20 protein-coding genes and 1 pseudogene are annotated in these 22,742 nt (G+C 71.0%); 14 read left to right on the top strand and 7 right to left on the bottom strand.

Annotated elements, in window-relative coordinates; genetic code table 11:
- Nucleotides 1-52 precede the first annotated feature (52 nt).
- Nucleotides 53-778 (bottom strand): hypothetical protein, encoded by a 726-nt coding sequence (locus tag BLU79_RS46690; RefSeq protein ID WP_093912159.1) that lies wholly within the window; start codon nucleotides 776-778, stop codon nucleotides 53-55.
- Between the two features lie 152 nt (nucleotides 779-930).
- Between BLU79_RS46690 and BLU79_RS46685 the strand changes: the two genes are divergently transcribed.
- Nucleotides 931-1,341: a cupin domain-containing protein gene (locus tag BLU79_RS46685; protein WP_093912158.1), complete on the top strand. Its 411-nt coding sequence runs from the start codon at nucleotides 931-933 to the stop codon at nucleotides 1,339-1,341.
- 335 nt (nucleotides 1,342-1,676) lie between these two features.
- Here BLU79_RS46685 and BLU79_RS46680 read toward each other — a convergent pair whose 3' ends face one another.
- Both BLU79_RS46680 and BLU79_RS46675 read right to left on the bottom strand, forming a co-directional pair.
- Nucleotides 1,677-3,068, bottom strand: a complete 1,392-nt coding sequence (locus tag BLU79_RS46680; protein ID WP_093912157.1) for an FAD-dependent oxidoreductase — start codon at nucleotides 3,066-3,068, stop codon at nucleotides 1,677-1,679.
- Between the two features lie 212 nt (nucleotides 3,069-3,280).
- Nucleotides 3,281-3,934 (bottom strand): TetR/AcrR family transcriptional regulator, encoded by a 654-nt coding sequence (locus BLU79_RS46675; RefSeq protein WP_093912156.1) that lies wholly within the window; start codon nucleotides 3,932-3,934, stop codon nucleotides 3,281-3,283.
- An 84-nt stretch (nucleotides 3,935-4,018) separates the two neighbouring features.
- Between BLU79_RS46675 and BLU79_RS46670 the strand changes: the two genes are divergently transcribed.
- Entirely contained in the window at nucleotides 4,019-4,441 is a 423-nt protein-coding gene (locus BLU79_RS46670) for a Dabb family protein (RefSeq protein ID WP_093912155.1), read from the top strand.
- A gap of 95 nt (nucleotides 4,442-4,536) precedes the next feature.
- A complete protein-coding gene (locus tag BLU79_RS46665; protein WP_093912154.1) occupies nucleotides 4,537-5,070 on the top strand; it encodes a GNAT family N-acetyltransferase in 534 nt (177 codons plus the stop codon).
- Between the two features lie 60 nt (nucleotides 5,071-5,130).
- On the opposite strand, the gene BLU79_RS46660 is transcribed toward BLU79_RS46665, so the two are convergent.
- Entirely contained in the window at nucleotides 5,131-7,308 is a 2,178-nt protein-coding gene (locus BLU79_RS46660) for an ATP-binding SpoIIE family protein phosphatase (protein ID WP_093912153.1), read from the bottom strand.
- A gap of 197 nt (nucleotides 7,309-7,505) precedes the next feature.
- Here BLU79_RS46660 and BLU79_RS46655 point away from each other — a divergent pair, with 197 nt between their 5' ends.
- Together BLU79_RS46655 and BLU79_RS46650 are read left to right on the top strand one after the other, a co-directional pair.
- Nucleotides 7,506-8,144, top strand: coding sequence for a TetR/AcrR family transcriptional regulator (locus tag BLU79_RS46655; protein ID WP_256333759.1), 639 nt, complete (start codon nucleotides 7,506-7,508; stop codon nucleotides 8,142-8,144).
- Between the two features lie 69 nt (nucleotides 8,145-8,213).
- The gene (locus BLU79_RS46650; RefSeq protein WP_093912151.1) at nucleotides 8,214-9,044 is read left to right on the top strand and encodes an LmeA family phospholipid-binding protein; all 831 of its coding nucleotides are present in this window, start codon (nucleotides 8,214-8,216) and stop codon (nucleotides 9,042-9,044) included.
- Nucleotides 9,045-9,059: 15 nt separating this feature from the next.
- Here the strand turns inward: BLU79_RS46650 and BLU79_RS46645 are convergent, their stop codons facing one another.
- Nucleotides 9,060-9,695 carry a TetR/AcrR family transcriptional regulator gene (locus BLU79_RS46645; RefSeq protein ID WP_093912150.1) on the bottom strand — a complete coding sequence of 212 codons (636 nt, stop codon included), beginning with the start codon at nucleotides 9,693-9,695 and terminating at the stop codon, nucleotides 9,060-9,062.
- Nucleotides 9,696-9,831: 136 nt separating this feature from the next.
- On the opposite strand from BLU79_RS46645, the gene BLU79_RS46640 reads away from it, so the two are divergent.
- The 4 genes from BLU79_RS46640 to BLU79_RS46625 are packed head-to-tail and all read left to right on the top strand — an operon-like array spanning nucleotide 9,832 to nucleotide 15,528.
- Nucleotides 9,832-10,950 carry a VOC family protein gene (locus BLU79_RS46640; RefSeq protein WP_093912149.1) on the top strand — a complete coding sequence of 373 codons (1,119 nt, stop codon included), beginning with the start codon at nucleotides 9,832-9,834 and terminating at the stop codon, nucleotides 10,948-10,950.
- 41 nt (nucleotides 10,951-10,991) lie between these two features.
- Entirely contained in the window at nucleotides 10,992-11,930 is a 939-nt protein-coding gene (locus tag BLU79_RS46635; protein WP_093912148.1) for a fumarylacetoacetate hydrolase family protein, read from the top strand.
- Between the two features lie 17 nt (nucleotides 11,931-11,947).
- Nucleotides 11,948-13,549 carry a bifunctional 3-(3-hydroxy-phenyl)propionate/3-hydroxycinnamic acid hydroxylase MhpA gene (locus BLU79_RS46630; RefSeq protein WP_093912147.1) on the top strand — a complete coding sequence of 534 codons (1,602 nt, stop codon included), beginning with the start codon at nucleotides 11,948-11,950 and terminating at the stop codon, nucleotides 13,547-13,549.
- Nucleotides 13,546-15,528 (top strand): acetoacetate--CoA ligase, encoded by a 1,983-nt coding sequence (locus tag BLU79_RS46625; protein WP_093912146.1) that lies wholly within the window; start codon nucleotides 13,546-13,548, stop codon nucleotides 15,526-15,528. The genes BLU79_RS46630 and BLU79_RS46625 overlap by 4 nt, the downstream gene beginning before the upstream one ends.
- 69 nt (nucleotides 15,529-15,597) lie before the next feature.
- Here BLU79_RS46625 and BLU79_RS46620 read toward each other — a convergent pair whose 3' ends face one another.
- Entirely contained in the window at nucleotides 15,598-16,107 is a 510-nt protein-coding gene (locus tag BLU79_RS46620) for a MarR family winged helix-turn-helix transcriptional regulator (RefSeq protein ID WP_093912145.1), read from the bottom strand.
- A 149-nt stretch (nucleotides 16,108-16,256) separates the two neighbouring features.
- Here BLU79_RS46620 and BLU79_RS46615 point away from each other — a divergent pair, with 149 nt between their 5' ends.
- Nucleotides 16,257-17,414, top strand: coding sequence for an ABC transporter substrate-binding protein (locus BLU79_RS46615; RefSeq protein WP_093912144.1), 1,158 nt, complete (start codon nucleotides 16,257-16,259; stop codon nucleotides 17,412-17,414).
- A gap of 31 nt (nucleotides 17,415-17,445) precedes the next feature.
- Here the strand turns inward: BLU79_RS46615 and BLU79_RS46610 are convergent, their stop codons facing one another.
- Entirely contained in the window at nucleotides 17,446-17,652 is a 207-nt protein-coding gene (locus BLU79_RS46610; RefSeq protein WP_093912143.1) for a hypothetical protein, read from the bottom strand.
- Between the two features lie 304 nt (nucleotides 17,653-17,956).
- On the opposite strand from BLU79_RS46610, the gene dctA reads away from it, so the two are divergent.
- The 4 genes and pseudogenes from dctA to BLU79_RS48720 form a co-directional block, all read left to right on the top strand.
- Entirely contained in the window at nucleotides 17,957-19,387 is a 1,431-nt protein-coding gene (gene dctA, locus BLU79_RS46605) for a C4-dicarboxylate transporter DctA (protein ID WP_093912142.1), read from the top strand.
- 111 nt (nucleotides 19,388-19,498) lie between these two features.
- Nucleotides 19,499-20,398 carry a LysR family transcriptional regulator gene (locus tag BLU79_RS46600; RefSeq protein WP_093912141.1) on the top strand — a complete coding sequence of 300 codons (900 nt, stop codon included), beginning with the start codon at nucleotides 19,499-19,501 and terminating at the stop codon, nucleotides 20,396-20,398.
- A gap of 212 nt (nucleotides 20,399-20,610) precedes the next feature.
- Nucleotides 20,611-21,702, top strand: coding sequence for a tartrate dehydrogenase (locus BLU79_RS46595; protein WP_093912140.1), 1,092 nt, complete (start codon nucleotides 20,611-20,613; stop codon nucleotides 21,700-21,702).
- 252 nt (nucleotides 21,703-21,954) lie between these two features.
- Nucleotides 21,955-22,742 (top strand): annotated as a pseudogene (locus BLU79_RS48720) (hypothetical protein); the annotation flags it as partial.

Below are 22,742 nucleotides of genomic sequence, written 5' to 3'. Positions count from 1 at the left end.
AGCCCGCCGAGGAACACCACACCGAGACGCCGTCGACGGACGTGACGCGTCGTCATCTGGCCCATTGCGGGCAGAACTCCACGTGCAGTTGTTCCCAGTCGCTCAGGTTCGTCGGATCGAAGTCCCAGTCGTAGATGACTCGGCAGACGTGGTAGTTGCAGGCACCGGGAATGTGCATCCCGGTCGCGGCATGAGGTGGTCCGTCCTTCGTGACGGCGAGTATCTCCTTCGCGCCTTCCCGGAAGGCCGCGGATCCACCGGTCAGCAGCAGCGTCTCGGCGTGGATGTCCTTGCGCAGGAGAAACCTGTTCGCTTCCTTCGGGTTGTCCGGAATGATGCGGTCGGCCTCCAGGTCGGGAACGTCTCGCTGCGGCACGCCGGCGGTGCGGAGTTCGCGGATGGCTTTCCCCGCATGGAGATGTTCCCGGATTCGCTTCCAGCGGGAAGGGCGCAACTGCAGGGTGCGGGGGGCCAGTACAAGGTCGAGTGGCTGCTCGCCTTCCCCGGTGACACCAGGTGCCGCGGGAGCGGTACGCGTCGGCAGGTAGACCAATGAGCGGGGCGACCGCGCCGCGAGCAGCCACAGCGCGCCCATGCGCCTGCCGTCCGTGCGGTCCACATACATCTCGTAATGAACGCCCCTCTTGTAAAGCGCTCCGTTCTTCAATGGTCTGGCCGGCTGGATCACGCGGTACTCCGTACCTGCGAGCCGCACCTTCTGCACGACGATCTTCACCCGCAGGCTGTCCCGGGTCAGGGGCGCCCTGGACGCGGTCATGTCTCGGCGCCTTCCCTTCTGTCGGTCGAGTCGGCTGCGCCCTCGGACGATCGGAACTCGACGCAGCTCTGGGCATGTGCACCACATAACGCTGTCACAAACAGGGAGGCGGACCTGTCCCTACTACGGACAGTCTCTGTTTGGAGGAATTCATGAGTGCCGAGCACACCCACCTGCCTCCGGGCGTCGAGGTGATCACGACCCTGCCGGACGCGGCGGCCAGGATCCCGGCCGGTGCCGAGGCCAGGACCATCCGGGTCACCCTGGCGCCCGGTGACCCCGGCGCGCCGCCGCACCGGCACCCCGGGCCGATCTTCGGCTACGTGACTCAGGGCGAGATCCTCTTCGAGCTGGAAGGGCAGCCGCCCCGGGTGATCAAGGCCGGTGACGCCCTGTTCGAGCCCGGGGGCGACGTGGTCCATTACCAGGGCGCCAACAACCTTGCGGACGCGCAGTCGGAGCTGGTGGTGACCATGTTCGCGCCGCCCGGCACCCCGGTTCTGACGGTGGTCAGCGCGGAGGAGCTGGCCGAGCGACGGCACCTTCGGGTTGCCCAGCCATGATGACGAGGACTGATCCGGATCGCTCGCGCCCAACCGGCCGGGCAGGCTCAGCCCTGGGTGCAACGTGCCCCACCTCACAGTGGGACCGGGCGACACAAGGAACAACCCGGGGAGGTTGACCGTTCACCTATACGTGGCCGGCGGAGGGGACAGTGTCCCCGGGCCCCACCTATAGCCCATGGGGACGATCGTCCGGCTGAAGCCCCATGGAGCCTTCCGCCGAGAGGCGACCGCCCTCCGCTTGCCACCACTCACGGCCCCGGCTGGCCTCCCCCGTCCAGCCGGGGCTTTCCCATGGGCAGGCAGACGCCCGGCGAACGTGCCGCCCGGCTCGCTCAGGCTCCCGGTTCCTCCCTGACCGCAGGGGGCTCCGTGGGGCTCGGCGCGGGCGGGCGGAAGAGGACGGCCCGGGCCACGGGCGGGGCGAACAGGGCGGTGACGGGCGCGGAGAGGGTCAGTACGGAACGGAAGGCGCGCCCCACGACGGGGTCCCCGGGGGAGCAGTCCTGCACGCGCTGCAGGTACCAGTCGGCAACGCGGTCCGCGGGCCCGCCGTCGACCGCGTTGCCGATGGCACCCGGCATCTTGCGGTCCGCCCCTGCGGAGATGTCCCACGCCTGCCGGGACGCCGTGAGCACCGCCCGCTGCACGCGCCGCGTCGTGGGGGTCCGGCGTGGATCGGCCAGTGCGTCACGCAGGGCGACCGCGCTCATCGCGGCGACGGCCATGCCCTGTCCGTAGATCGGGTTGAAGGTGCACAGGGCGTCGCCGGTGGCGAGGAATCCTGCCGGGCTGCGGCCGGGCAGGTCATAGCGGCGGCGGACATTGGCGGTCCGCCGGTAGCCGAACGCCGGCGAGAGCGGTTCGGCCTCGTCCAGCCACCGGTGCAGGAGCGGATGCGGCAGCCTCTTGGCGTACGTCACGAACTCGGCGTCGCCCGTGGGCGGTTCGTCGCCGCGCAGCCCCGAGACGATGACCAGGTGACTGCCGTCCTCCAGGGGCAGCGCACCGCCGGCGTGGACCTGGTCGGGGCTCGGGTAGACGTAGTAGCCGGCGGTCTCGCCGTTGAGGACGTCGCTCGTGCCGCGGTAGATGCGCGAGGCGTACGCGAGGCCCGTGTCGATGGTCTCCTCGTGCGGGGACTCGGCACCGATCGCCGTGAGCCACTGCGGAGCCTTCGTGCCGCTGCCGGAGGCGTCGACGACCAGGTCGGCCTCGACGGCGCGCTGCTCCCCGCGGTCGTCACCGGAGCGGTCCCGCAGCAGCACGCCCCGCACACGCGAGGCGTCGCCGAGGAGCCCGACGACATCGGCCCCCTCCACCACGCTGATCACCGGGTTGGCCAGGACCCGCCGCCGCACCAGCTCCTCCAGCTGCGCGCGGGAACCGGTGTAGATGTGCGTCGTCGCGGGCAACCGGCGGAACCAGCGGCCGTTCTGCCACAGCACCAGGTCCGACGGCATGCCCACCCGCGGCGCTCCCGCCGCCCGCAGCTCCGCCAGGAAGCCCGGCAGCAGCGACTCCATGGCCGACTGACCGCCCTCCAGCAGCACATGCGGATGCCGGCCCTGTGGCACCCCGGGCCGCGCGCCCGTCCCGTCCGGGAACCGATCGCGCTCCACGACGGTCACCCGGTCGGCGTGCCCGGCCAGGACATGCGCCGCGAGCAGCCCCGCGAGGCTCCCGCCCACGACGACCGCGTGCCGCCCGTCCTTACCGTCACCCACGCCCCAACGACCCGCTTCTCCGGCCGAGTTCACCAATTCGCTCCCCTGATCGCCACGTCGCGAGAAGGCACCAGTATCCCGCTCCGCGGGGCGGGTTGACCGTTTTCCAGCCCTTTTGCGCTCCCCGGGTGCACCCGATACCCCCTCACGTGCGGGAGCAGGGCGGGCCGTCGCGCACACGACCGGTCACGGTGGGACCATCCCGAGAGCGCTCAGTCGCTCCCGTACGCGCGCAGGAAGGCGTCCACGGCCGCGTCCGCGATGTCACGCAGTTCGGCGGCGGGGACTCGACGGGTACCCAGCCGGGAGCGGAACTCCAAGGGGCCGGTGAGCAGGGCGAAGAAGTGCTCGGCGGCCTGTTCCGGGTCGGCTCGGCGCAGGCGCCCGGCGAGCGAGAGGCGGGCCAGCCGATCGGCGAGCGCGGCGCGGGGGCGGTGCGCGGTGCGCTCCTGCACGGTCTCGATCAGGTCGGGGAACTGCGCCACCTGGGCGTAGGCCAACCAGCGCAGCGCGCGGGCGCGTTCGCCGCAGCAGATCCGCAGCAACCGCTGGGACAGGTCCGTCAGCGCCGCACGCAGGTCGCCGTCCGGGGCTCGGTCGCGCAGCGGCTCGACTGCCGCGAGACTCTCCGCCATCAGGGCGTCGGCCGCCGCCTCGACGGTGGAGCGGAAGAGCGTCTCCTTGTCGTTCAGGTGGCTGTAGACCGTCGGCTTGGCAACGCCTGCCTCCTTCGCGATCTCCTGGACGCATGCCTGCGCGTAGCCGCGCCGCGCGAAGACGGCGAACGCGGCGTCGAGGATCGCCTGCCGCTTGTCAACACGCCCGCGCGAGACGCCACTTGCCCCGCTTGACGCTACTGAACCCATGGGTTCATTCTAAGTCCCATACCGATCGGGAAGATTTTCTGAACCAGTCAGTTCAGTCGAAGTCCAATCGAGGGGCGGGAAACCATGATCGTTCACACGCTGCGCTTCGCCTTCAAGGACGGGACGACCGAGGAGCAGAAGGCCCAAGTGCTCGCCCTGATGCGGCGAACGGCATCCATCGAGTCGGTCTCGTTCGCCACCGTCGGACAGAGCCTGGGCGATCCCGCCGAGGGGCTCACCCACGCCTACTGCGTGGGCATCGAGGACCTGGCGGCCCTGGAGCGGTACATGCACGACCCGGTTCATCTGGCGGGAGATCCGGAGATCCTCCCGCACCTGGCCAAGATCTCCATCGGCCCCGACGTCTCCGACGACATGGCCCCGGAGCTGGCCGACGAGATCATGGCGCTGCACGAGAAGAAGGCGGCGATGCACCCGGAGTGGGCCGCCCAGCTCGGACCGCTCGTCGAGATACAGGTCGGGGCGGGGGCATCCGACAGGTCATGACCGGATCCGCCGCCGCCCTCGCGATCCGACCGCACCGGGCCTGACGGACCGCCATCGGACAGGCGTGCGAGGATCCCCGCGTGAATGATCTACGCGTGCATGATCTACGCATCCGCCCGGCCACCGAGGCCGATCTGACCACGCTCGTCCGCCTCCGCGACGACGCGGCCCGCTGGATGCTGACCCGTGGCATCACCGGGCAGTGGCGGCCGGGGGAACTGGACGAGGACCACTTCCGCCGGGTCATGGCAGGTGGCGAGGTCTGGCTCGCGGAGGCCGACGGGCACGTCACCGGCGCCTGGGAGCTGTGGTGGGAGGACGAGGCCGCCTGGGGTCCGCAGCCGCCGGTGGCCGGGTATGTGCACCGGCTCATGGTGGATCGGAGCATCGCCGCCCCCGGTACGGGGCGCCTGCTGCTGGGGGCCGCGGAGCGCCGAGTGGCCGCTGGGGGCCGGACCCGGGTGCGCCTGGACTGCCTGGCCGGCAACGCGCCCCTCAACGCCTACTACCAGGAGGCCGGTTACCGCGTCGTCGGCCACAAGGAGGGCAAGCCGCAGCCGGGCGGGGCACCCAAGTCCTTCACCCTGCTGGAGAAGGAGCTCCGGCAGGCGGAGGAGGGCCGGGACTAGGCAGGCTCCGACGACGGCAACCGCCGGGGCACGGCCTGTTCCAGAGACTTGAGGAGCGGACTAGCTCCAGGCGGAGGCGAAGGCCTCCACTCCTGCCGTGTCGTTCAGTTCGGCCCAGACCGTCTTGCCGTGTCTGGCGTGCCGGGTGCCCCAGTGTTCGGCGAGTTGGGCGACCAGGAGGAGGCCGCGGCCGCCCTCGTCGTAAGTGCGGGCGCGCCGCTGGTGCGGAGTGGTGCCGCTGGCGTCGGAGACCTCGCACAGGAGGCTGCCGTTGGGGGCATCGTCCAGCCCGCCCGGGGGCTCGGGGAGGATGAGGCGCAGGCGGATGGGGGGACGGCCGTAGCGGATGGCGTTGGTGACGAGTTCGCTGACCACCAGTCCGGTGGTGAAGTCGAGGCCGTCCAGACCCCAGGCACTCAGCTGCCGGGAGACGTTCGCACGGGCTCCGGCGACCGCCGCCGGTTCGGGCTCCAGGTCCCAGGTGGCGACCTGGCGGTCCCCGAGGGCGTGCGTGCGGGCCAGGAGGAGGGCGACGTCGTCGTCCGGGCGGGCCGGCAGCAGGGCTTCGAGTACGGCGTCGGCGGTGGTCTCCAGCGAGGGGGCGGGCCGGGCGAGGATCTGGCGGAGCAGGGTGAGGCCCTTCTCCACGTCGTGGTCGCGGGCCTCGATCAGGCCGTCCGTGTAGAGGGCGAGGAGGCTGCCTTCCGGCAGGTCGACCTCCGCCGCCTCGAACGGCAGGCCGCCCAGGCCAAGTGGTGGGCCCGGCGGCAGATCGAGGTTCTCGACCGCGCCGGCGCCGGTCTTCACCGCGGGGAGCACATGCCCGGCTCGGGCGAGGGTGCAGCTGCTGCCGACCGGGTCGTAGACGGCGTACAGACAAGTGGCCCCCACCTCGGCCGAGGCGGTCTCGGCGTCCGGGTCGGTGGCGGCTTCGGCGGACAGGCGGATGACGACGTCGTCGAGGTGCGTGAGGAGTTCGTCGGGCGGCAGGTCGATGTCGGCCAGGGTGCGCACCGCCGTCCGTAGCCGGCCCATCGTGGCGGCGGCGTGGATGCCATGGCCCACGACATCGCCGACCACGAGGGCCACTCGGGCCCCGGACAGCGGGATGACGTCGTACCAGTCGCCGCCCACACCGACGCGGCCGCCGGCGGGCAGGTAGCGGCAGGCGACCTCGACGGCGGACAGCGGTGGGGTGCGGGTCGGGAGCAGGCTGCGCTGGAGGCTCAGGGCGGTGGTGCGGGCGTGTGTGTAGCGGCAGGCGTTGTCGACGGCCACGGCCGCCTTCGCGGCGATCTCCTGGGCGAGGAGCAGGTCTTCGTCGTCGTAGCGGTCGAGGTTGCGTCGGCGGGAGAACTGGGCCACGCCCAGGGTGGCGCCGCGGGCGCGCAGCGGCACCACCAGGGTCGAGTGGACCGGGTGGGTCCCGGGCGCGTCGGACGGCCCGTCCGTGTGGTGCCGTGAGGGTTGTCCGGTGGCCAGGGCGCGCTCCGGCGGCGATCCGTCCGGGAAGGTGTGGAGCTGTTGCGGCGCGATCGTCGGGTCGGGGTCGTCGGTCACCGAGCTCCGGGCGACCCGCCGCAGTACGGGTGGTTCGCCGGCGGGGGCGTCGTGTCCGTGGAGCGCGGCGTCGAGCAGGTCGACGGTGACGACGTCGGCGAACCGCTCGGTGGCGAGATCCGCCAGTTCCTCGGTGGTGCGGGCGATGTCCAGGGTGGTGCCGATGCGCATGCCGGCCTCGTTCACCAAGGAGAAGCGCCCCCTGAGCCGACGGTGCCGCTCCTCCTGGTACGCCACGACGCCCTGCTCGGACGCGCGGTCGACGTACCCGGTCGCGGCCGCGATCACCTTGCGCGCCGCCGCCCCGATCAGTTCGGGGTCGCTCGTCAGCCGGGGCAGTTCGGCCAGCAGCCGGTCGAGGGCGATGCCCTGGGCGAGCCGGTGACCCCGCAGCATCGCGCTGACGGGTGTCCCGTGCCGGGCCAGCCGACGGACGCGGTCGATGTCGGCGACGGGCGGATCGATCCGGGTCGGATCCATGCCGCGTTCGAGGCCGGCCATGGCGACGAGGACATGCTCGGTGATGTTGTCCGTCGTCATGCGGGCGATGTCCGGGTCCTCCCACAGCTCGGGCACCTCACGCCGCAGACACTCCTCCACGTCGCCGATCAGGCTCTCCGCGCGCAGGCCGACCTCATGTGCGGCGCGGGAGACGAGGCTCTCCGCGGTGACGTCCACAGGGTCGACGTTACGCCGTACGGGCGGATACGGATCGTCGGGAGGCGGGCGCGAGCGGGGCGCCTCGGAACGCCCGCGGCCCGGTCTCGTCGGGGCGAGGTCGGGCCGACTGGCGGGGGTGCGCGATGCACAGACTAGTTAATTGCTCGTCGATGTGCAATTATCGAAGTTCCCGCCCCGTCGATCGGAGGTCCTGCATGACCAACCCGCAGGTCACAGGCGGTGGACGCCGCCAGACAGAACTCACTCGCGCCCGCATCCTCGAAGCGGCACGGCAACAACTCGGCCGCGCTCCCGAGAGCAGCCTCAGCGACATCGCCGAGGCCGCCGGCGTGGTGCGCCGTACCGTCTACGACCACTTCGCCGGCCGGTCCGCACTGGTGGAGGGGCTTGTCGCGGACGCAGCGGAGGCACTGCGGCGGGCCTTGGCGGGCGTACCGGACCCCGGCCCCGAGGCCACCGACGCGATGGCGGGCTTCGTGCTGGCCCTCTGGCCCGTCGGCGACCGCTATCGCACGCTGCTGCGGCTCGCGCCCCAGGACCTGAGGAAGGAACGCGTCAACGAGATCCTCGGGCCCGCCCGCGACACCGCGACGGCGATCATCACGCGAGGGCAGCGGCAGGGCGTCTTCCACACCAGCGTCCCGCCCGAACCGCTCGGCAGGGCCCTGGAACGGCTGATCCTGGCGCTCCTCGAGTGCGTGAACGCCGGTACCTGGAGCGACGACGGCAGCGGCAGCGCGACGGCCGTACTGATCGCGCTGGGGGTGGACGGCGACCTCGCCGCGGCGCGGGTCCGCGGGCTCGACCGCCCCGAACTCGTCTGCGCCCGGTAACCCCGGCCGGAGGCCACAACCCGAACAGCACCACCAGCACACCAGCACCATCGGTTCGAGAGGAACGCCATGCACCAGTCCCCGTACAACGAGGAGACCGCGGGTGAGCCGTACTACTACAGCGACACGCAGTACGGCGACGCCCACTACGCCGACGCCTACTACAGCGACACAGCCACCTACGTGAGCTCCCCGACCCCGACGCGACGCCGCAAGATCATCGCCGTCGCCGCTCTGACGGCCCTGCTCCTCGGCGCCGTCGCCGTCGACCGGGTCGCCGCGGCCCGCGTGGAGAGCCGTACGGCCAAGGCGTTCCAGGACGGCATGGGGACAGCGCAGCGGCCTTCGGTGCAGGTCAGCGGCTTTCCCGTGCTGACACAGTTGGCGGACGGCAGACTGCGGCATGTCGACATCACCGCCCATGACATACCCGCCCGCGGGGCGACCCGGCCGCTGCCGGTGACGAAGCTGTCCATCGGCCTCGACGGACTCAAGACCTCGGGGAACGCCGACGAGGCTCATGCCCGCGACGTCGAGGCGACCGCCTTCCTGTCGTACGAGGACCTGTCGAAGGCGCTCGGCGTCGACGTCGCGCAGGGCGACGGGCCCGGCCGGGTGAACGTGACGGTCAGCCTGCCGCTCGCCGGGGACGTGACCGTGAGCACGGCCGTCTCGGCGGCCTCCGGCAACCGCATCGCCTTCGGGGACGTCCGGGTCGTCGAGGGCGAACTGATCCCGCCCGTCGAGGCGTTGCTCGACAAGGCCCTGGAAGCGCCCGTCCCGCTGCACAACATCCCCGCGGGGCTGCATCTGCGCTCGGTCACCACCACGGAGGACGGGATCGCCGCCCGCTTCACCGGCAAGTCGGTGACCTTCCGCCGGAGTTCGATGTCCGCGTGACCCCGCGAGCCCTCGTCAGTCAAGGTCCGGCAGGGGGCGCCGGGCGACGTCGCGGGCGTCCTCGGGCGGGACGCCCAGCATCCGCAGCAGCATCTCGGCCAGGTTGGACGCGGCCTCGGCCCCGTCGAGTTCCGGTCGCGCGAACCGCAGTTCCAGCAGCGCCAGCAGCGAGCCGCCCACGGCGGTCAGCGCGGCCAGCGGGTCGACGACGGTGAAGCGGCCGGAGGCGACGCCGACCTGGAGGTCGCGCAGGGCGCGCGGCGCCAGGCCCGAGTCGGAGTGGATGTGGCCGAGTCCGCGGTGGCGCAGCACCTGCATCAGCTCCGGGCGGGAGTCCGCCATGCTCGCGCTGAGCCGGAAGCCCGCCGCGACCAGTTCCGCGGGGTCGTCGATGCCTTCCAAGTGCTCGTCGAAGGTCTGGCCGAGCTCTTCGAGGGCGTCCTTCACCGCCGCGTCGAACAGCTCCGTCTTCGACTCGAAGTGGTTGTAGAAGGAGCCGAAGCCGACATCCGCGCGCTCGGCGATCGCCTGGATGCTGGCGCTGGTGTCCCCGGTCTCGGCGAGGATCCGCCGGGCGGCACGGACGAGTGCCTGCCGGGTCTCGGCGCGGCGCCGTTCGAATCGGTTGCGGGGCAGGGCTGACGTCGACATAGGCGGGAGTCTAGCAACGGGCCACTTGACGCCACAGTTCTGATGAACTCATCACTTACAGTGGATTCGGCTATTGACGATCGAAGAGTCAATGCTGATGATTTCCTCATTACGGCAATGTTGCTTGGAGGACACCATGTCCAAAACGGCTCACCAGGACCTCCACAGTGAGCAGGGGGCCCTGCGCGGCGAGCATCCCGGGCGGTCCCGGAACCCCGTGATCAAGGTCGCCGACCTCGCGTGGCTGGAGTTCGAGAAGCCCGACCTGGACCGGGCCGAGGTCTTCGCGCGGGACTTCGGCTTCGGCATCGCCGCACGAACCGAGCGAGAGCTGTGGCTGCGGGGCACCTTCGCCGGCTCGCCGTGCATGGTGATCCGGCAGGGTCGTACGTCGTGTTTCATCGGTCCGGCGTTCCGCGCGGCCGAGCGGGCCGACCTGGACCGGCTCGCGCGGGCGACGGGGACGGACGTACGGGACGCGGACGTGCCCGGCGGCGGCAAGGCCGTGCACCTGCTCGACCCGTCGGGCTTCCCGGTCCGGGTCGTGCACTGCGGCGAGGAGCTGCCCGCCCTGCCGGAGCAGCGGCCGCTGCTGCTCAACTTCGGCACCGAGCACAGCCGTACGAACTCCACCCAGCGCCCGCCCCGTGAGCCGTCCCGCATCCAGCGGCTGGGCCATGTGGTGCTGGAGACAAGGGTGTTCGCCCGGGCCCTGGACTGGTATCTGGACACCCTCGGCATGATCGTGTCCGACTTCCTGTTCCTGGACGGACAGCGCGGCCGGGGCCCGACGATGGCGTTCATCCGCTGCGACCAGGGCGGCCTGGCGGTGGACCACCACACGCTGGCCATGCACCTGGGGCCCGGCAACGGCTATGTCCACTCCGCCTACCAGGTCACCGACCTGGACTCGATCGCGGCCGGCGGCGAGTACCTGAACGAGCGGGGATACAAGCGCAGTTGGGGCATCGGCCGGCACATCCAGGGCAGCCAGCTCTTCGACTACTGGCGCGACCCGGACCACTTCATGCTGGAGCACTTCGCCGACGGCGACCTGTTCTCCTGCGACCTCGAGCCCGGCTGGGCCCCCATGTCGACCAGCGGCCTCGCCCAGTGGGGCCCGCCCGCCACCCGCGACTTCCTCGGCGCGAGCCCCTCCCCGCAGCGGGTCCGCGACGTCATCGAGGCCCTGCGCGGCGACAACGAGATGGACCCGGCACGCCTCCTCGGCCTGCTCAAGGCAGCCAACTCCTGACCCCCTCCCCTGACTCCCTCCCCCGAGATGAAGGCACTGAGATGAGTACGAACGTCCTGCGCACCGCCGACGGCTGGTGGGTGGTCCTCGGCGACCGCGCCGTCCCCGTCGACACCAAGGCGGCGACCACCGCCGACCTGCTGGCCGACCGCGCCGCCGTGCGAGAGGCGGCCCTTTCGGGTGAGGCGGGCACTCCGGTCGCCGACCTGGTGGCTCTCTCCCCGGTGACCACGCCCTGCCGGGTGGTCGCCCAGATGGTCAACTACCGCAGCCACGCCCGCGATTCGGGCTTCACCGGCGACATCCCGCCCGCCTTCTTCCGCAAGGCGTCCGGCTCGGTCAGCGGCCCCGGCGAGGCCGTCGCCCGGCCCCCGCACGTGAAGTTCCTCGACTACGAGATCGAGCTCGGCCTGGTCATGGGGGCGCCGCTGCCCATCGGCACCGTCGTCGAGGAGCGGGACCTGCCCTCGTACGTGGCCGGGCTCGTCATCACCAACGACATCAGCGCCCGCGACGTGCAGCTGACCAGGACGCAGTTCTACGAGAGCAAGTCGTACCCCACCTTCACGCCCACCGGGCCCCACCTGGCCCTGCTGGAGCCGGAGGACTTCGCCCATCTCCTGGACCTGCGGCTGAGGTTGAGCGTCAACGGCGACCTGCGCCAGGACCGCACCCTCGCCGACATGATCGTCCGCCCGGCCCAGGCGCTGACCCTGCTGGCCCGGTTCCAGACCCTCGACCCCGGCGACCTGCTGTTGACCGGCACCCCCGGCGGCACGGCCCTGAAGGCCCCGCCCAAGGCCGTCGAGAAGATCGGCGCGCTGCTGCCGCCCGCCGTGAAGTGGAAGGCGTTCTTCAAGAGCCAGGCGAAGAACCCGCACTACCTGCGGCACGGCGATGCGATGACCGCCACCATCGCCACGCCGGACGGGCGCATCGACCTCGGCGAGCAGCGCACCCCCGTGACCGACGCGAACTGACCCGAAACGAGCCGCACATGACCGTCGAGCACACCTCGGCCGACGTACCCGTGGTAATCGTCGGAGCCGGGCCCGTGGGCGTGACCGCCGCCCTCCTGCTCGCCCGACGTGGGGTGAGGACCGTCGTCCTCGAACGCCACCACGACGTCTATCCCCTCCCCCGCGCCGTCGCCACCGACGACGAGGTCCGCCGTATCCTCCAGGCGGCCGGGGTCCAGGAGGAGTTCGCCGCGATCGCCCGCTCAGCACGGGGACTGCGGCTGCTGGACGCCCGGCACCGGGTGCTGGCCGAGTTCCCGCGCGCCGCGCAGGGAGCGCACGGCTTTCCGCAGACCAGCATGTTCGACCAGCCCGAGCTGGAGCGGGTGCTGCGCGACGCCCTGGCCCGCGCCCCGGAGTGCGAGCTGCGCGGCGGGGTTGAGGTCGTCGGCGTCGAGCAGGGCGGTGACGGTCCGGTCCGGGTGGCCTACCGCGACGACGCGGGTGAGCACCTGCTGCGGGCCGACGCCGTCCTCGGCTGCGACGGCGCGGGCAGCCTCACCCGCGATGCCATCGGCGCCACCTGGGAGGACCTGCGCTTCGAGGAGCGCTGGACCGTCATCGACGTGCGCACCACCCTCCCGGTCCGCTGCTGGGAAGGCGTCGAGCAGATCTGCGATCCGCGGCGCCCGGCCACCTTCATGCGGATCGGCGAGGACCGCTACCGCTGGGAGTTCCGGCTGTACGACGACGCGGAGCCGGATCTCGATCGGCTGCGGGAGCTGGTCGCCCCGTGGGTGGAGCTCACGTACGGCGCCGACTTCGAGGTGGTGCGCAAGGCGCAGTACACCTTCCGGGCACGGATCGCCGACCGGTGGCAGCGGGGACGCGTCTTCCTCCTCGGCGACGCGGCCCACCTCACCCCGCCGTTCATCGGGCAGGGCCTGTGCGCGGGGCTGCGTGACGCCTACAACCTCACCTGGAAGCTCGCCCGCGTCCTCCAACAGGGCGCGGAGGAACGGTTGTTGGAGACGTACGAGAGTGAGCGCCGGCCGCACGCCCGCCATGTGATCCGGCTCGCGGTCGCCATGGGCTGGGCCATGACCGGCGGCCAGGACGGCGCCGCCGCCGTCCGGCGCGGGCTCCTGGGCGCGGCCGTCCGGGTGCCCGGACTGAGTACGGCGGTCGCCCGCGACCTCAGTCCGGGACTGACCGCCGGGCCGCTCGTCCGTCGCCGCGTCGGAAGAGGCGGCGACCTCGTGGGCCGCTTCTGCCCGCAGCCCTGGGTGAGCACCGACGGGCGACGCGCCCGACTCGACGACCTGCTCGGCGACTCCTTCGCCGTCCTGACCGCCGTACCGCTCTCCCCCTCCCTGCGCGCGATCGCCGACGGCCTCGGCGCCCGGATCCTCCCCGTGGCCGGCCTCGGTGACGACGGCCGCCTCGCCGACTGGCTGCGCGAGGGCCGGGCGGACGCCGCGCTGCTGCGACCGGACCGGGTCGTGATGGACGTCGTCCCGGCGGGCGGCGGCGCGTTCACGGGCACGGCCGGCTGGGCGTCCCTGCTGCACACCACCCGAAGCACCATCCCTTCCCAACGGACCGTTGAGAAAAGCCTGTTGAGGAGCACCACGCGATGAACACCCCGAACCCGGCCCCCTTCTTCACGCCTGATCCGGAGGCGGCGGACGCCAGCCGCATCGTGGACTTCGCCCGCTGGGCGGCCCGGCACCGGGGCGTCGAGGCCGGTGCCGACTACGCCGCCCTGCACCGCTGGTCGGTGACCGATCTGGAGGGCTTCTGGGGTGCGGTGTGGGAGTACTTCGATGTCGACGCCGAGGCGCCGTACGAGCGGGTGCTGGCCGAGGAGCGGATGCCCGGCGCCCGCTGGTTCCCCGGCACCACGCTCAACTACACCCACCACGCGCTGCGCAACCTCGCGGACGACGAGGCGGCGATCGTCGCCCTCGACGAGACCGGCGCCGGATACGAGGTGACCGGGAACCGGCTGCGCGCACAGGTCGCCTCCGTCGCCGCCACCCTGCGCGACCTGGGGGTGGGACCCGGCGACCGGGTCGTCGGCTATCTGCCCAACACCCCGCACGCGATCGTCGCCTTCCTCGCCTCCGCGAGCCTGGGCGCGGTGTGGTCGGTGTGCGGCCAGGACTACGCCCCCAAGGCCGCCGCCGACCGCTTCGCCCAGCTCGAACCCACCGTCCTGATCGCCGCGGACGGCTACCTCTTCAACGACACCACCCACGACCGCCGCGACGCCGCCCTCGAACTGGCCCACGCGCTGCCGACGTTGAAGGCGACCGTGCTGGTGGACCACGTGGGCCTGCCGTGGCCGTCGAGGGCATACCCGTCGCTGGTCGTGCCCTGGGAGGACGCGTCCACCCGCACGGAGGAACTCGCCTGTACCGCCGTGCCGTTCGACCACCCGCTCTGGGTCGTCTTCTCCTCCGGCACCACCGGCCTGCCCAAGGGCATCGTGCACGGCCACGGCGGCGTCCTGCTGGAACACCTGAAGACCCTGGGCCTGCACTCCGACCTCGGCCCCGGCGACCGCCTCCTGTGGTACACCACCACGCACTGGATGATGTGGAACCTTGTCGCCTCGACCCTCCTGACCGGCGCTACGACCTGCACCTACGACGGCAGCCCGGCCCCGCTCAGCCACCCCGACGCGCTGTGGGAACTGGCCGCCCGGCACCGCGTCACGGTCTTCGGCACCAGCCCTCAATACCTGCTGGGCATGGCCAAGTTCGGCATCGACCCGTCCGTGCACGACCTGTCGTCGATCCGCGTCGTCGGCTGCACCGGCTCCGCACTGCCCGCCTCCGCCTACCCCTGGGTCCGCGACCGCGTCGGCGCGGGCGTCCTGCTCGCCTCCATCAGCGGCGGCACCGACATCGTCTCGGGCTTCGCCGGCAGCGCTCCCACGACCCCGGTGTGGGCGGGCGAGCTGTCTGCACCCCACCTGGGCGTGGCCCTGGCCGCGTACGACGCCGAGGGCTTCCCGGTCGTCGACCGGGTCGGCGAGCTGGTCGTCACCCGCCCGATGCCGTCCATGCCGCTGAGCTTCTGGAACGACCCCGACGGCAACCGCTATCGCGAGGCCTACTTCTCGGCGTACCCGGACGTGTGGCGGCACGGCGACTGGATCACGGTCACGGGCCATGGCTCGGTGATCGTGCACGGCCGCTCGGACTCCACCCTCAACCGCAACGGCGTACGGCTGGGCAGCGCCGACATCCACGACGTCGTCGAACGGCTCCCCGAGATCGCCGAGGCGCTGGTCATCGGCGCGGAGGAGCCGGACGGCGGCTACTGGATGCCGCTGTTCGTGGTCCTGGCGGCCGAGGCTGGTCTCGACGACGCCCTGCGCGACCGGATCCGCGACGCCATCCGCACCGGCGCCTCACCGCGGCACGTCCCCGACGAGATCCTCGAAGTGCCGGCCATCCCGCACACCCGCACCGGCAAGAAGCTCGAGGTCCCGGTCAAGCGCCTCCTCCAGGGCGCGCCCGCCGAGCAGGTCGTCAATGCCGCGGCGGTGGACGCGCCGGACCTCATCGAGTACTACGCCCGCCTGGGGGCCGAACGCCGCAGCCGCTGAGGGCTGACGCCGAGGGCCGCGCGGGCGGGAGGAGCAGGCGGGCGGTCCGGGCGGGCGCTGCGGGGCGCGCTACCGCCGGCGCCAGGGCAGCACCTCCGGTTCGGCCTCGGTGCCGTCGTCGGCGCGCTGCAGTGCGGTGCCGATCGCCTCGCCGATCTCGGTGAGCTGGCGGACCTGGTCGGGGGTCAGCACGTCGAACACCGCGCGACGCACGGCGTCGGCATGGCCCGGGGCCGTCCGCTCCAGCAGTTCCTGCCCCTGGTCGGTGAGGGTGGCGAGCTGGTTGCGGCGGTTGGCGGGGTCCTCTCGGCGGTCCACGTGGCCGGCCTGCTGGAGGCGGGTCACGGCGTGGGTGAGGCGACTGCGGGTGATCTTCAGCCGGTGGGCCAGCTCGGACATGCCGAGGGTGCGGTCGGGGACCGAGGAGAGGTGGCTCAGCAGGGTGTAGTCGGCGTGGGTCAGTCCCGCGTCCCGCCGGAGCTGCCGGTTCAGGTGATCGCTCAGCAGGGTGGAGAAGTCGATGTAGGCCAGCCAGGCCCGTTGTTCCTCGGCGGTGAGCCAGCGCGGCGTCGTGGACATGGGCGCAGCCTACCGAGGTCCTGTTTGAAGCTTCAATCCGAATGTTTGAAGTTTCAATCCAAGCGATGTAGCGTGCCTGCGAGGGTTCGTTTGAAGTATCAAACGTTTCGCGGGCTCAGGAGAGAGCCCAGGAAAGGCAGCACATCGCCATGAAGTTCAGCCAGAAGTACAAGCTCGGTGCGGCCGTCGCGACGGGCGTGGTGCTCGCAGCGGTGGCCACCACCGCGATCGCCCAAACGCCCCGGTCGGCCCAGTCCGACCGGACCGACCGGACTGCCGCCGCGAGCGAGCAGGATCAGCTGGCGGCGCTCCACCGGGCGGCCAAGGCCGAGGGCGGGAAGGTCACCGTCTACATGGGCGGAGACGCGCCGGGACAGTGGGACTCACTGGCCAAGGCCTTCACCCAGCAGTTCCCGGACATGAAGCTCAACCTGGTCACCGACCTGAGCAAGTACCACGACGCCCGCATCGACAACCAGCTCGCCACCGGCAAGCTCGTCGCCGACGCCGCCATCCTGCAGACCACCCAGGACTTCGACCGCTGGAAGAAGCACGGCGACCTGCTCAAGTACAGGCCGGTCGGCTGGGACAAGGTGTTCACCAACGCCAAGGACAAGGACGGCTACTACACCGGCGTCTTCTACGGCGCCTTCTCCTACCTGGTCAACACCAAGCAACTCCCGGCGAAGGCGGGCGACTTCAAGGGCACGGACCTGCTCAAGCCGGAGTTCAAGAACAAGCTGATCCTGACCTACCCGAACGACGACGACGCCGTGCTCTTCGGCTACCAGCAGATCGTCGACGAGTACGGCTGGGACTACCTGGCCGAACTGGCCGCGCAGAACCCCAAGCTGATCCGCGGCGTCCCCGGCTCCGCCGCAGGCGTGGCGAGCGGCGACTACCTCGCCTCGATCGCCGTAGGCGGCGACGCGCGTCCGAACGGCACCCAGGTCTTCTCCGACACCGAGCGCTTCAACTCCTGGGCCCAGCGCGGCGCCATCTTCAAGGAGGCCCCGCACCAGGCCGGCGCCAAGCTCTTCATGAGCTGGCTCAACTCGCAGACCGTCCAGAAGAACGCCATCGCCACCTGGACCTGGTCCGTCCGCAAGGACGTCGCTCCCCCGGCAGGCCTCAAGTCCCTGGCGTCGTACCGGAACACCGACCCCAAGGCCTTCGCGAGGTTCATGTCCGACCGCGACGCCGTCGAACGCTTCCGCTCCCAGGTCGAGCTCTACTTCGGGCAGGTCAAGGGCGCCGACCCCGGCGACCCGGACAACACCCTCGGCCGCACGCCCGGCGCCTTCTGAGCGCAGTCGCCCGCGTCGAGGCGGGAGGACGTCACACGCGGATGACCGGCACGGTTCGCTCCATCGTGGAGGCGTGCACGGCCGTCAGGACCGTGTGCTGGTCGGCGACGCGTCCCGCGACCTGCTCGGAGTGGAGCAGGTCGTCCAGGGCGGCGCGGCTGTCGGCACCGATGACGACGCTTCCGTGGGAGCGACGGAAGACCTGGTTGTCGTGACCGACACCGGGCGTGGGGTGCATGAAGCGGGACCCGGCGCCGGCGCAGCAGCGGGACCCGCTCGAAGATGTTCTGCTCGTCGACGTAGACCTCCCGCATGCGCAGCGGCGTGGCGAGTGCGGCCGCCGTGGGGGCCATGAACCGGAAGAGGACGATCAGGTAGGCCACCACGACCAGGGCCGAGACGATCGCCGGCGCCGCTATAGGCCCCGCCTATACGGGGCATCGATTTTTGGTCGTGGACCCCCTTTCCCTGGCCCGGTTCACTGTCGCCCAAAGTCGGCGCGTGCCGATCGGGCTCGGTGTCGCGCGATCAGGGAGGCTGCAATGACGCATACCCCGGGCCAGGAACGAGCCGTGGCGAAACCGTGGTACCGGCAGTTGTACGTCCACGTGCTGGCGGCGATCGTGATCGGCATCGTGCTGGGCTGGCGGTGGCCTGATCTGGCAACCTCCATGGAGCCGATCGGCACGACGTTCATCACCGCGATGAAGATGCTGATCGGCCCGATCGTGTTTCTGACCGTCATCGGCGGCATAGCCGGAGTCACGGACCTGAAGAAGGTCGGCCGCACCGGTATCAAGGCGCTGACCTACTTCCAGATCGGCACCATCGTCGCCCTGCTCACCGGTCTCGTGGCGATCAACCTCTTCCGGCTAGGCGACGGCGTGCACGCCGATCCGTCCACGCTCGACACCTCGGGCGACGCGGGCCAGTACATCGAGAGGGGCCAGCACCAGCACTGGTGGGAGTTCCTCACCGGCATCGTGCCGAACAGCGTCGTCGGCCCCTTCGTCGAGGGCGACATTCTCCAAGTGATCTTCCTGGCCGTGGTCTTCGGCATCGCCCTGAAGATGGTGGGGAAGGCGGGCGAGCCGATCATCGCGAGCGTGGGCCGGCTGACCGAGGTCGTTTTCAAGGTGCTGTCCTTCGTGATGAAGGCCGCGCCGCTGGGCGCCTTCGGCGCGATGTCGTACGCCATCGGGAAGTTCGGCCTGTCGACCCTGACCAGCCTCGGCTCGCTGATCCTGCTCTTCTACGTCACCTCCGCCCTGTTCGTCGTGGTGGTGCTGGGCGGTGTTCTCGCCGTGTACGTACGGCTGAACATCTTCCGGCTCTTCCGCTACTTCAAGGAGGAGTTCTTCCTGATCCTGGGCACCTCCACCGCCGAGCCCGCGCTGCCGGGGCTGATGCGCAAGATGCAGTTCATGGGCGTCGAGCGGTCCACGGTCGGGCTGGTCGTGCCGACCGGCTACAGCTTCAACCTCGACGGCGCGGCGATCTATCTGTCGTTGGCCACGCTGTACATCGCCCAGGCCACCGACACACCCCTGTCCGTCACTCAGCAACTCGGCCTGCTCGCCGTCATGTTGCTCACCTCGAAGGGTGCCGCGGGAGTCGCCGGCGGTGGCTTCATCGCCCTCACCGCGACGCTCTCCACGGTGGGCCATGTCCCCGCGGCGGGCATCATGCTCGTCTTCGGCATCGACAAGTTCATGTCGGAGTGCCGGGCGCTGGTGAACTTCTTCGGCAACGCGGTGGCCACGTTGTTCGTCGCGCGCTGGGAGAACGGCCTGGATCTGGCGCGGGCACGGGCGGTACTGGCCGGAGAGGCGGGCGACCCGTCGTCGGTACCGGAGACGGAGGTAGAGGCGGAGGCGGAGAAGAGGGCTGGGACGGAGAAGGGGGCGGAGGCGGACCGGCGTGCCGCGATGCCGTCTGCTTACTCCCCTTCCGGTGCGCGAACCCCCAGGTGACGGGGAGGCATGTGGCCGACGGGCCGACGGGCCGGCGGATAGGTTGCCCCCTGTCGCCATCCGGCGATGGCGACGCAGCGGTCCAGCACCGCACGACGACGGGGAGGCACCTTGGACGCCCGGCAGTTGGAGTACTTCCTCGCCATCGTCGAACACGGCGGTTTCAGCAAGGCCGCCGCCGCACTGCATGTGGCACAGCCCTCGCTCTCCCAGGCGATGGCCAACCTGGAGGCCGACCTGGGGGTGGCCCTCTTCCACCGGGTGGGCCGGGGCGTCGTGCTCAGCGAGGCGGGCGCGGAGCTGCTGGAGCCCAGCCGCCGGGTGCTGCGCGACCTGGCCGCCGTGCGGGACACCGCGGCCGCCCTCTCCGGGCTGCGCGGCGGCACCGTCGAGGTGGCCACCATGCCCTCCCCCGGCATCGAACCGCTCACCACCCTCATCCACCGGTTCGCCGAGCTGCACCCGTCCGTCACGGTGAGCACGCAGGCAGCCTTCACTCCGGACGAGGTCGTGTCCCTCGTCCGCGGCGGCGCCTGCGAACTGGGCCTGCTGGGCTCGGCGAGTCCCGTGCATCCGTCCGGGCTGGACGTCCTGCACGTCGAGGACCAGCCGTTCGTGGTCGTCACCGCGCCCGGCGGGCCGATCGAGGACGGGGTGACGATCCGCCCCGAGGAGCTGGCCGGGCAGAAGCTCATCGCCTCGCGCACCGGCAGCCTGATGCGCAGCATCGTCGACGACGTCACCGCGGGCGGCACCGGCACACAGATCGTGACGGTCGTCGACCACCGCACCTCCATCCTGCCGCTGGTCCTCACCGGGGTCGGCGTCGCCGTCCTGCCGTCCGCCTGGACCCGGCTGGCCCGGCGCTGCGGCGCCGTGGTGGCCCCCATCGAACCGACCGCCCACCTCCATGTGACGATGGTCAGCCTGCCCGCACATCTGACCCCGGGCGCCCGCGCCTTCCTCACGCTCACCAGGTCACTGGCCCGACGCCGGGCACTTGAGCCCTGAAGGCGGATAGTGCGGGCAGGGCGGGCAGGGCAGACAAGGCGGGCAGATGGGTACATCGAGCGGCCACACCTATCGACCACACCCACCGACCGCACCTATCGACCGCACCTATCGACCGCACCTATGGGTCGTATCGAAAGCAGGTCTTGGACGGGCGGTGACGGCCGTGTGTTGACTCGGATCAACCCCGCCGCAGCCCACCGGAGGCACCCATGACAGCACCCCGCACGTTCCGTATCGCCGCCATCCCCGCGGACGGCGTGGGCAAGGAAGTCGTCGCCGCGGGACGCGCGGTGCTGGACGCCCTGGCCGAGGATTGCCGCGGCACCGAGGGCGCGTTCGCCTTCGACTGGGAGGAGTTCCCCTGGGGCTGCGGGTTCTACGAGCGCACCGGCAGGATGATGGACGACGACGGCCTGGAGCGCCTGAAGGCCTTCGACGCCCTCTACTTCGGCGCGGTCGGCTGGCCCACCGTGCCCGACCACATCAGCCTGTGGGGCCTGCGTCTGAAGATCTGCCAGAACTTCGACCAGTGGGCCAACGTCCGCCCTGTGCACTTCCTGCCGGGTGTTCGGAGCCCGTTGCGCAAGGCGGACGACACCGAGCTGGACTGGGTCGTGGTGCGGGAGAACAGCGAGGGCGAGTACGCGGGTCTCGGCGGGCGTAATTTCGGCGGTCGCGGGCCGGGCGGTGAAGTCGCGGTCCAATCCGCCCTGTTCACCGAGGTCGGCTGCGAGCGGATCATGCGCTTCGCCTTCGACCTGGCGCGCACCCGTGCCCGCCGCAAGGTCTCTTCGGTCACCAAGAGCAATGCCCAGCAGTACGGCATGGTCCTGTGGGACGACGTCTTCAAGCGGGTCGCCGCCGAGTACCCGGACGTGGAGACGGAGAGCGTCCTGGTGGACGCGATGTCCGCGAGGTTCGTGCTGCGCCCGGAGGACCTCTCGGTCGTCGTCGCCTCGAACCTCAACGCCGACATCCTCTCCGACCTCGGCAGTGCGCTGGCGGGCAGTCTGGGCCTGGCGGCCAGCGCCAACCTCAACCCCGAGCGCCGTTTCCCGAGCATGTTCGAGCCGGTCCACGGGTCCGCGCCGGACATCGCGGGCCAGGGGCTGGCCAACCCGATCGGTGCGGTGGGCAGTGCGGCGCTGATGCTGGAGCACTTCGGGCTGCCCGAGCAGGCCGCCCGGCTGCACGGGGCGATCGAGGCGACGACTGCCGCGGGCGTCCTCACTCGCGATGTCGGCGGCACGGCCACGACGGACGACGTCACCAAGGCGCTGATCGACGCGCTGAACCCCTGACGGGTCGGGCCGGCGGTCGACCTGATGGTCCGTCGGATGCGTGGGCCCGCCGCGTACGCATGTAGCGCAACTACCCCTGCCGCCTTGCCACCACCCGGGCCAATCGGTGACCCCGAGCACTACACCATCCGGTGGCTTATGACCGTCGCAACGTTATTCATATCAGCCTATTTCCTATTCATTTCACTGTCCGGCTCTTGGTGCTGACCAGCCGTCACGAGGCCCTGAACCAAGTCGAGGAGAGTGGAAGCAATGACGACATCGCCGAAATGGCGATCTGTTCTGGCGCCGGCCATGGCGGCCGCGCTCGCCGCAGCCGCCCTGGCGAGCGCGAGCGCCGCCAACGCACAGGACCACACGACCCCGCACCCGCCGTATCCGGCGAAGCCCGCCCACCCTGGGCATGGGGCGAAGCCGGTCTATCCGGGGCATCCGGTGAAGCCGGAACACCCCGTCAAGCCGGAACACCCGGTGAAGCCGGCCTACCCGATCAAGCCCGACCACCCGGTCAAGCCGGTTTACCCGGTCAAGCCTGAGCTGCCGATCAAACCCGCACTTCCCGAGAAGCCGGTGCTTCCCGCCAAGCCCGTGCACCCGGTCAAGCCCGCGTTGCCGGTCAAGCCTGAGCTGCCCGTCAAGCCGGCACTTCCCGAGAAGCCTGTGCTACCGGTCAAGCCCGTACACCCGGTCAAGCCGGCGTTGCCGGTCAAGCCCGTACTCCCGGCGAAGCCTGAACTGCCGGCCAAGCCCGCGCTTCCCGTCAAACCCGCGTTGCCGGTCAAGCCGGCACTCCCCGAGAAGCCTGAGCTGCCCGCCAAGCCCGCACTTCCGGCCAAGCCTGAGCTTCCCGCCAAGCCGGCACTCCCGGCGAAGCCCGCTCTCCCTGAAAAGCCTGCGCTCCCGGCCAAGCCCGCGCTCCCGGCCAAGCCCGCGCTTCCGGCCAAGCCGGAGCTTCCGGCGAAGCCTGTGCTTCCCGCCAAGCCCGCACTCCCGGCAAAGCCGGAGCTGCCGTCGAAGCCCTCCATCCCTCAGAAGCCCGC

This window comes from Streptomyces sp. cf386, from assembly GCF_900103585.1.
Classification (GTDB): Bacteria; Actinomycetota; Actinomycetes; order Streptomycetales; family Streptomycetaceae; genus Streptomyces.
The sequence above is the reverse complement of the archived record's forward strand: the minus strand, read 5'-3'. Positions and strand labels throughout refer to the sequence as shown.

Excerpts from the sequence above, each read along its gene's own strand:
- BLU79_RS46640 (WP_093912149.1), top strand. The coding sequence starts at position 9,832 with ATGTCCAAAACGGCTCACCAGGACCTCCACAGTGAGCAGGGGGCCCTG.
- BLU79_RS46610 (WP_093912143.1), bottom strand. The coding sequence starts at position 17,652 with ATGCACCCCACGCCCGGTGTCGGTCACGACAACCAGGTCTTCCGTCGC.
- BLU79_RS46615 (WP_093912144.1), top strand. The coding sequence starts at position 16,257 with ATGAAGTTCAGCCAGAAGTACAAGCTCGGTGCGGCCGTCGCGACGGGC.
- BLU79_RS46635 (WP_093912148.1), top strand. The coding sequence starts at position 10,992 with ATGAGTACGAACGTCCTGCGCACCGCCGACGGCTGGTGGGTGGTCCTC.
- BLU79_RS46670 (WP_093912155.1), top strand. The coding sequence starts at position 4,019 with ATGATCGTTCACACGCTGCGCTTCGCCTTCAAGGACGGGACGACCGAG.
- BLU79_RS46650 (WP_093912151.1), top strand. The coding sequence starts at position 8,214 with ATGCACCAGTCCCCGTACAACGAGGAGACCGCGGGTGAGCCGTACTAC.
- BLU79_RS46685 (WP_093912158.1), top strand. The coding sequence starts at position 931 with ATGAGTGCCGAGCACACCCACCTGCCTCCGGGCGTCGAGGTGATCACG.
- dctA (WP_093912142.1), top strand. The coding sequence starts at position 17,957 with ATGACGCATACCCCGGGCCAGGAACGAGCCGTGGCGAAACCGTGGTAC.
- BLU79_RS46625 (WP_093912146.1), top strand. The coding sequence starts at position 13,546 with ATGAACACCCCGAACCCGGCCCCCTTCTTCACGCCTGATCCGGAGGCG.
- BLU79_RS46655 (WP_256333759.1), top strand. The coding sequence starts at position 7,506 with ATGACCAACCCGCAGGTCACAGGCGGTGGACGCCGCCAGACAGAACTC.
- BLU79_RS46675 (WP_093912156.1), bottom strand. The coding sequence starts at position 3,934 with ATGGGTTCAGTAGCGTCAAGCGGGGCAAGTGGCGTCTCGCGCGGGCGT.
- BLU79_RS46645 (WP_093912150.1), bottom strand. The coding sequence starts at position 9,695 with ATGTCGACGTCAGCCCTGCCCCGCAACCGATTCGAACGGCGCCGCGCC.
- BLU79_RS46630 (WP_093912147.1), top strand. The coding sequence starts at position 11,948 with ATGACCGTCGAGCACACCTCGGCCGACGTACCCGTGGTAATCGTCGGA.
- BLU79_RS46690 (WP_093912159.1), bottom strand. The coding sequence starts at position 778 with ATGACCGCGTCCAGGGCGCCCCTGACCCGGGACAGCCTGCGGGTGAAG.
- BLU79_RS46620 (WP_093912145.1), bottom strand. The coding sequence starts at position 16,107 with ATGTCCACGACGCCGCGCTGGCTCACCGCCGAGGAACAACGGGCCTGG.
- BLU79_RS46595 (WP_093912140.1), top strand. The coding sequence starts at position 20,611 with ATGACAGCACCCCGCACGTTCCGTATCGCCGCCATCCCCGCGGACGGC.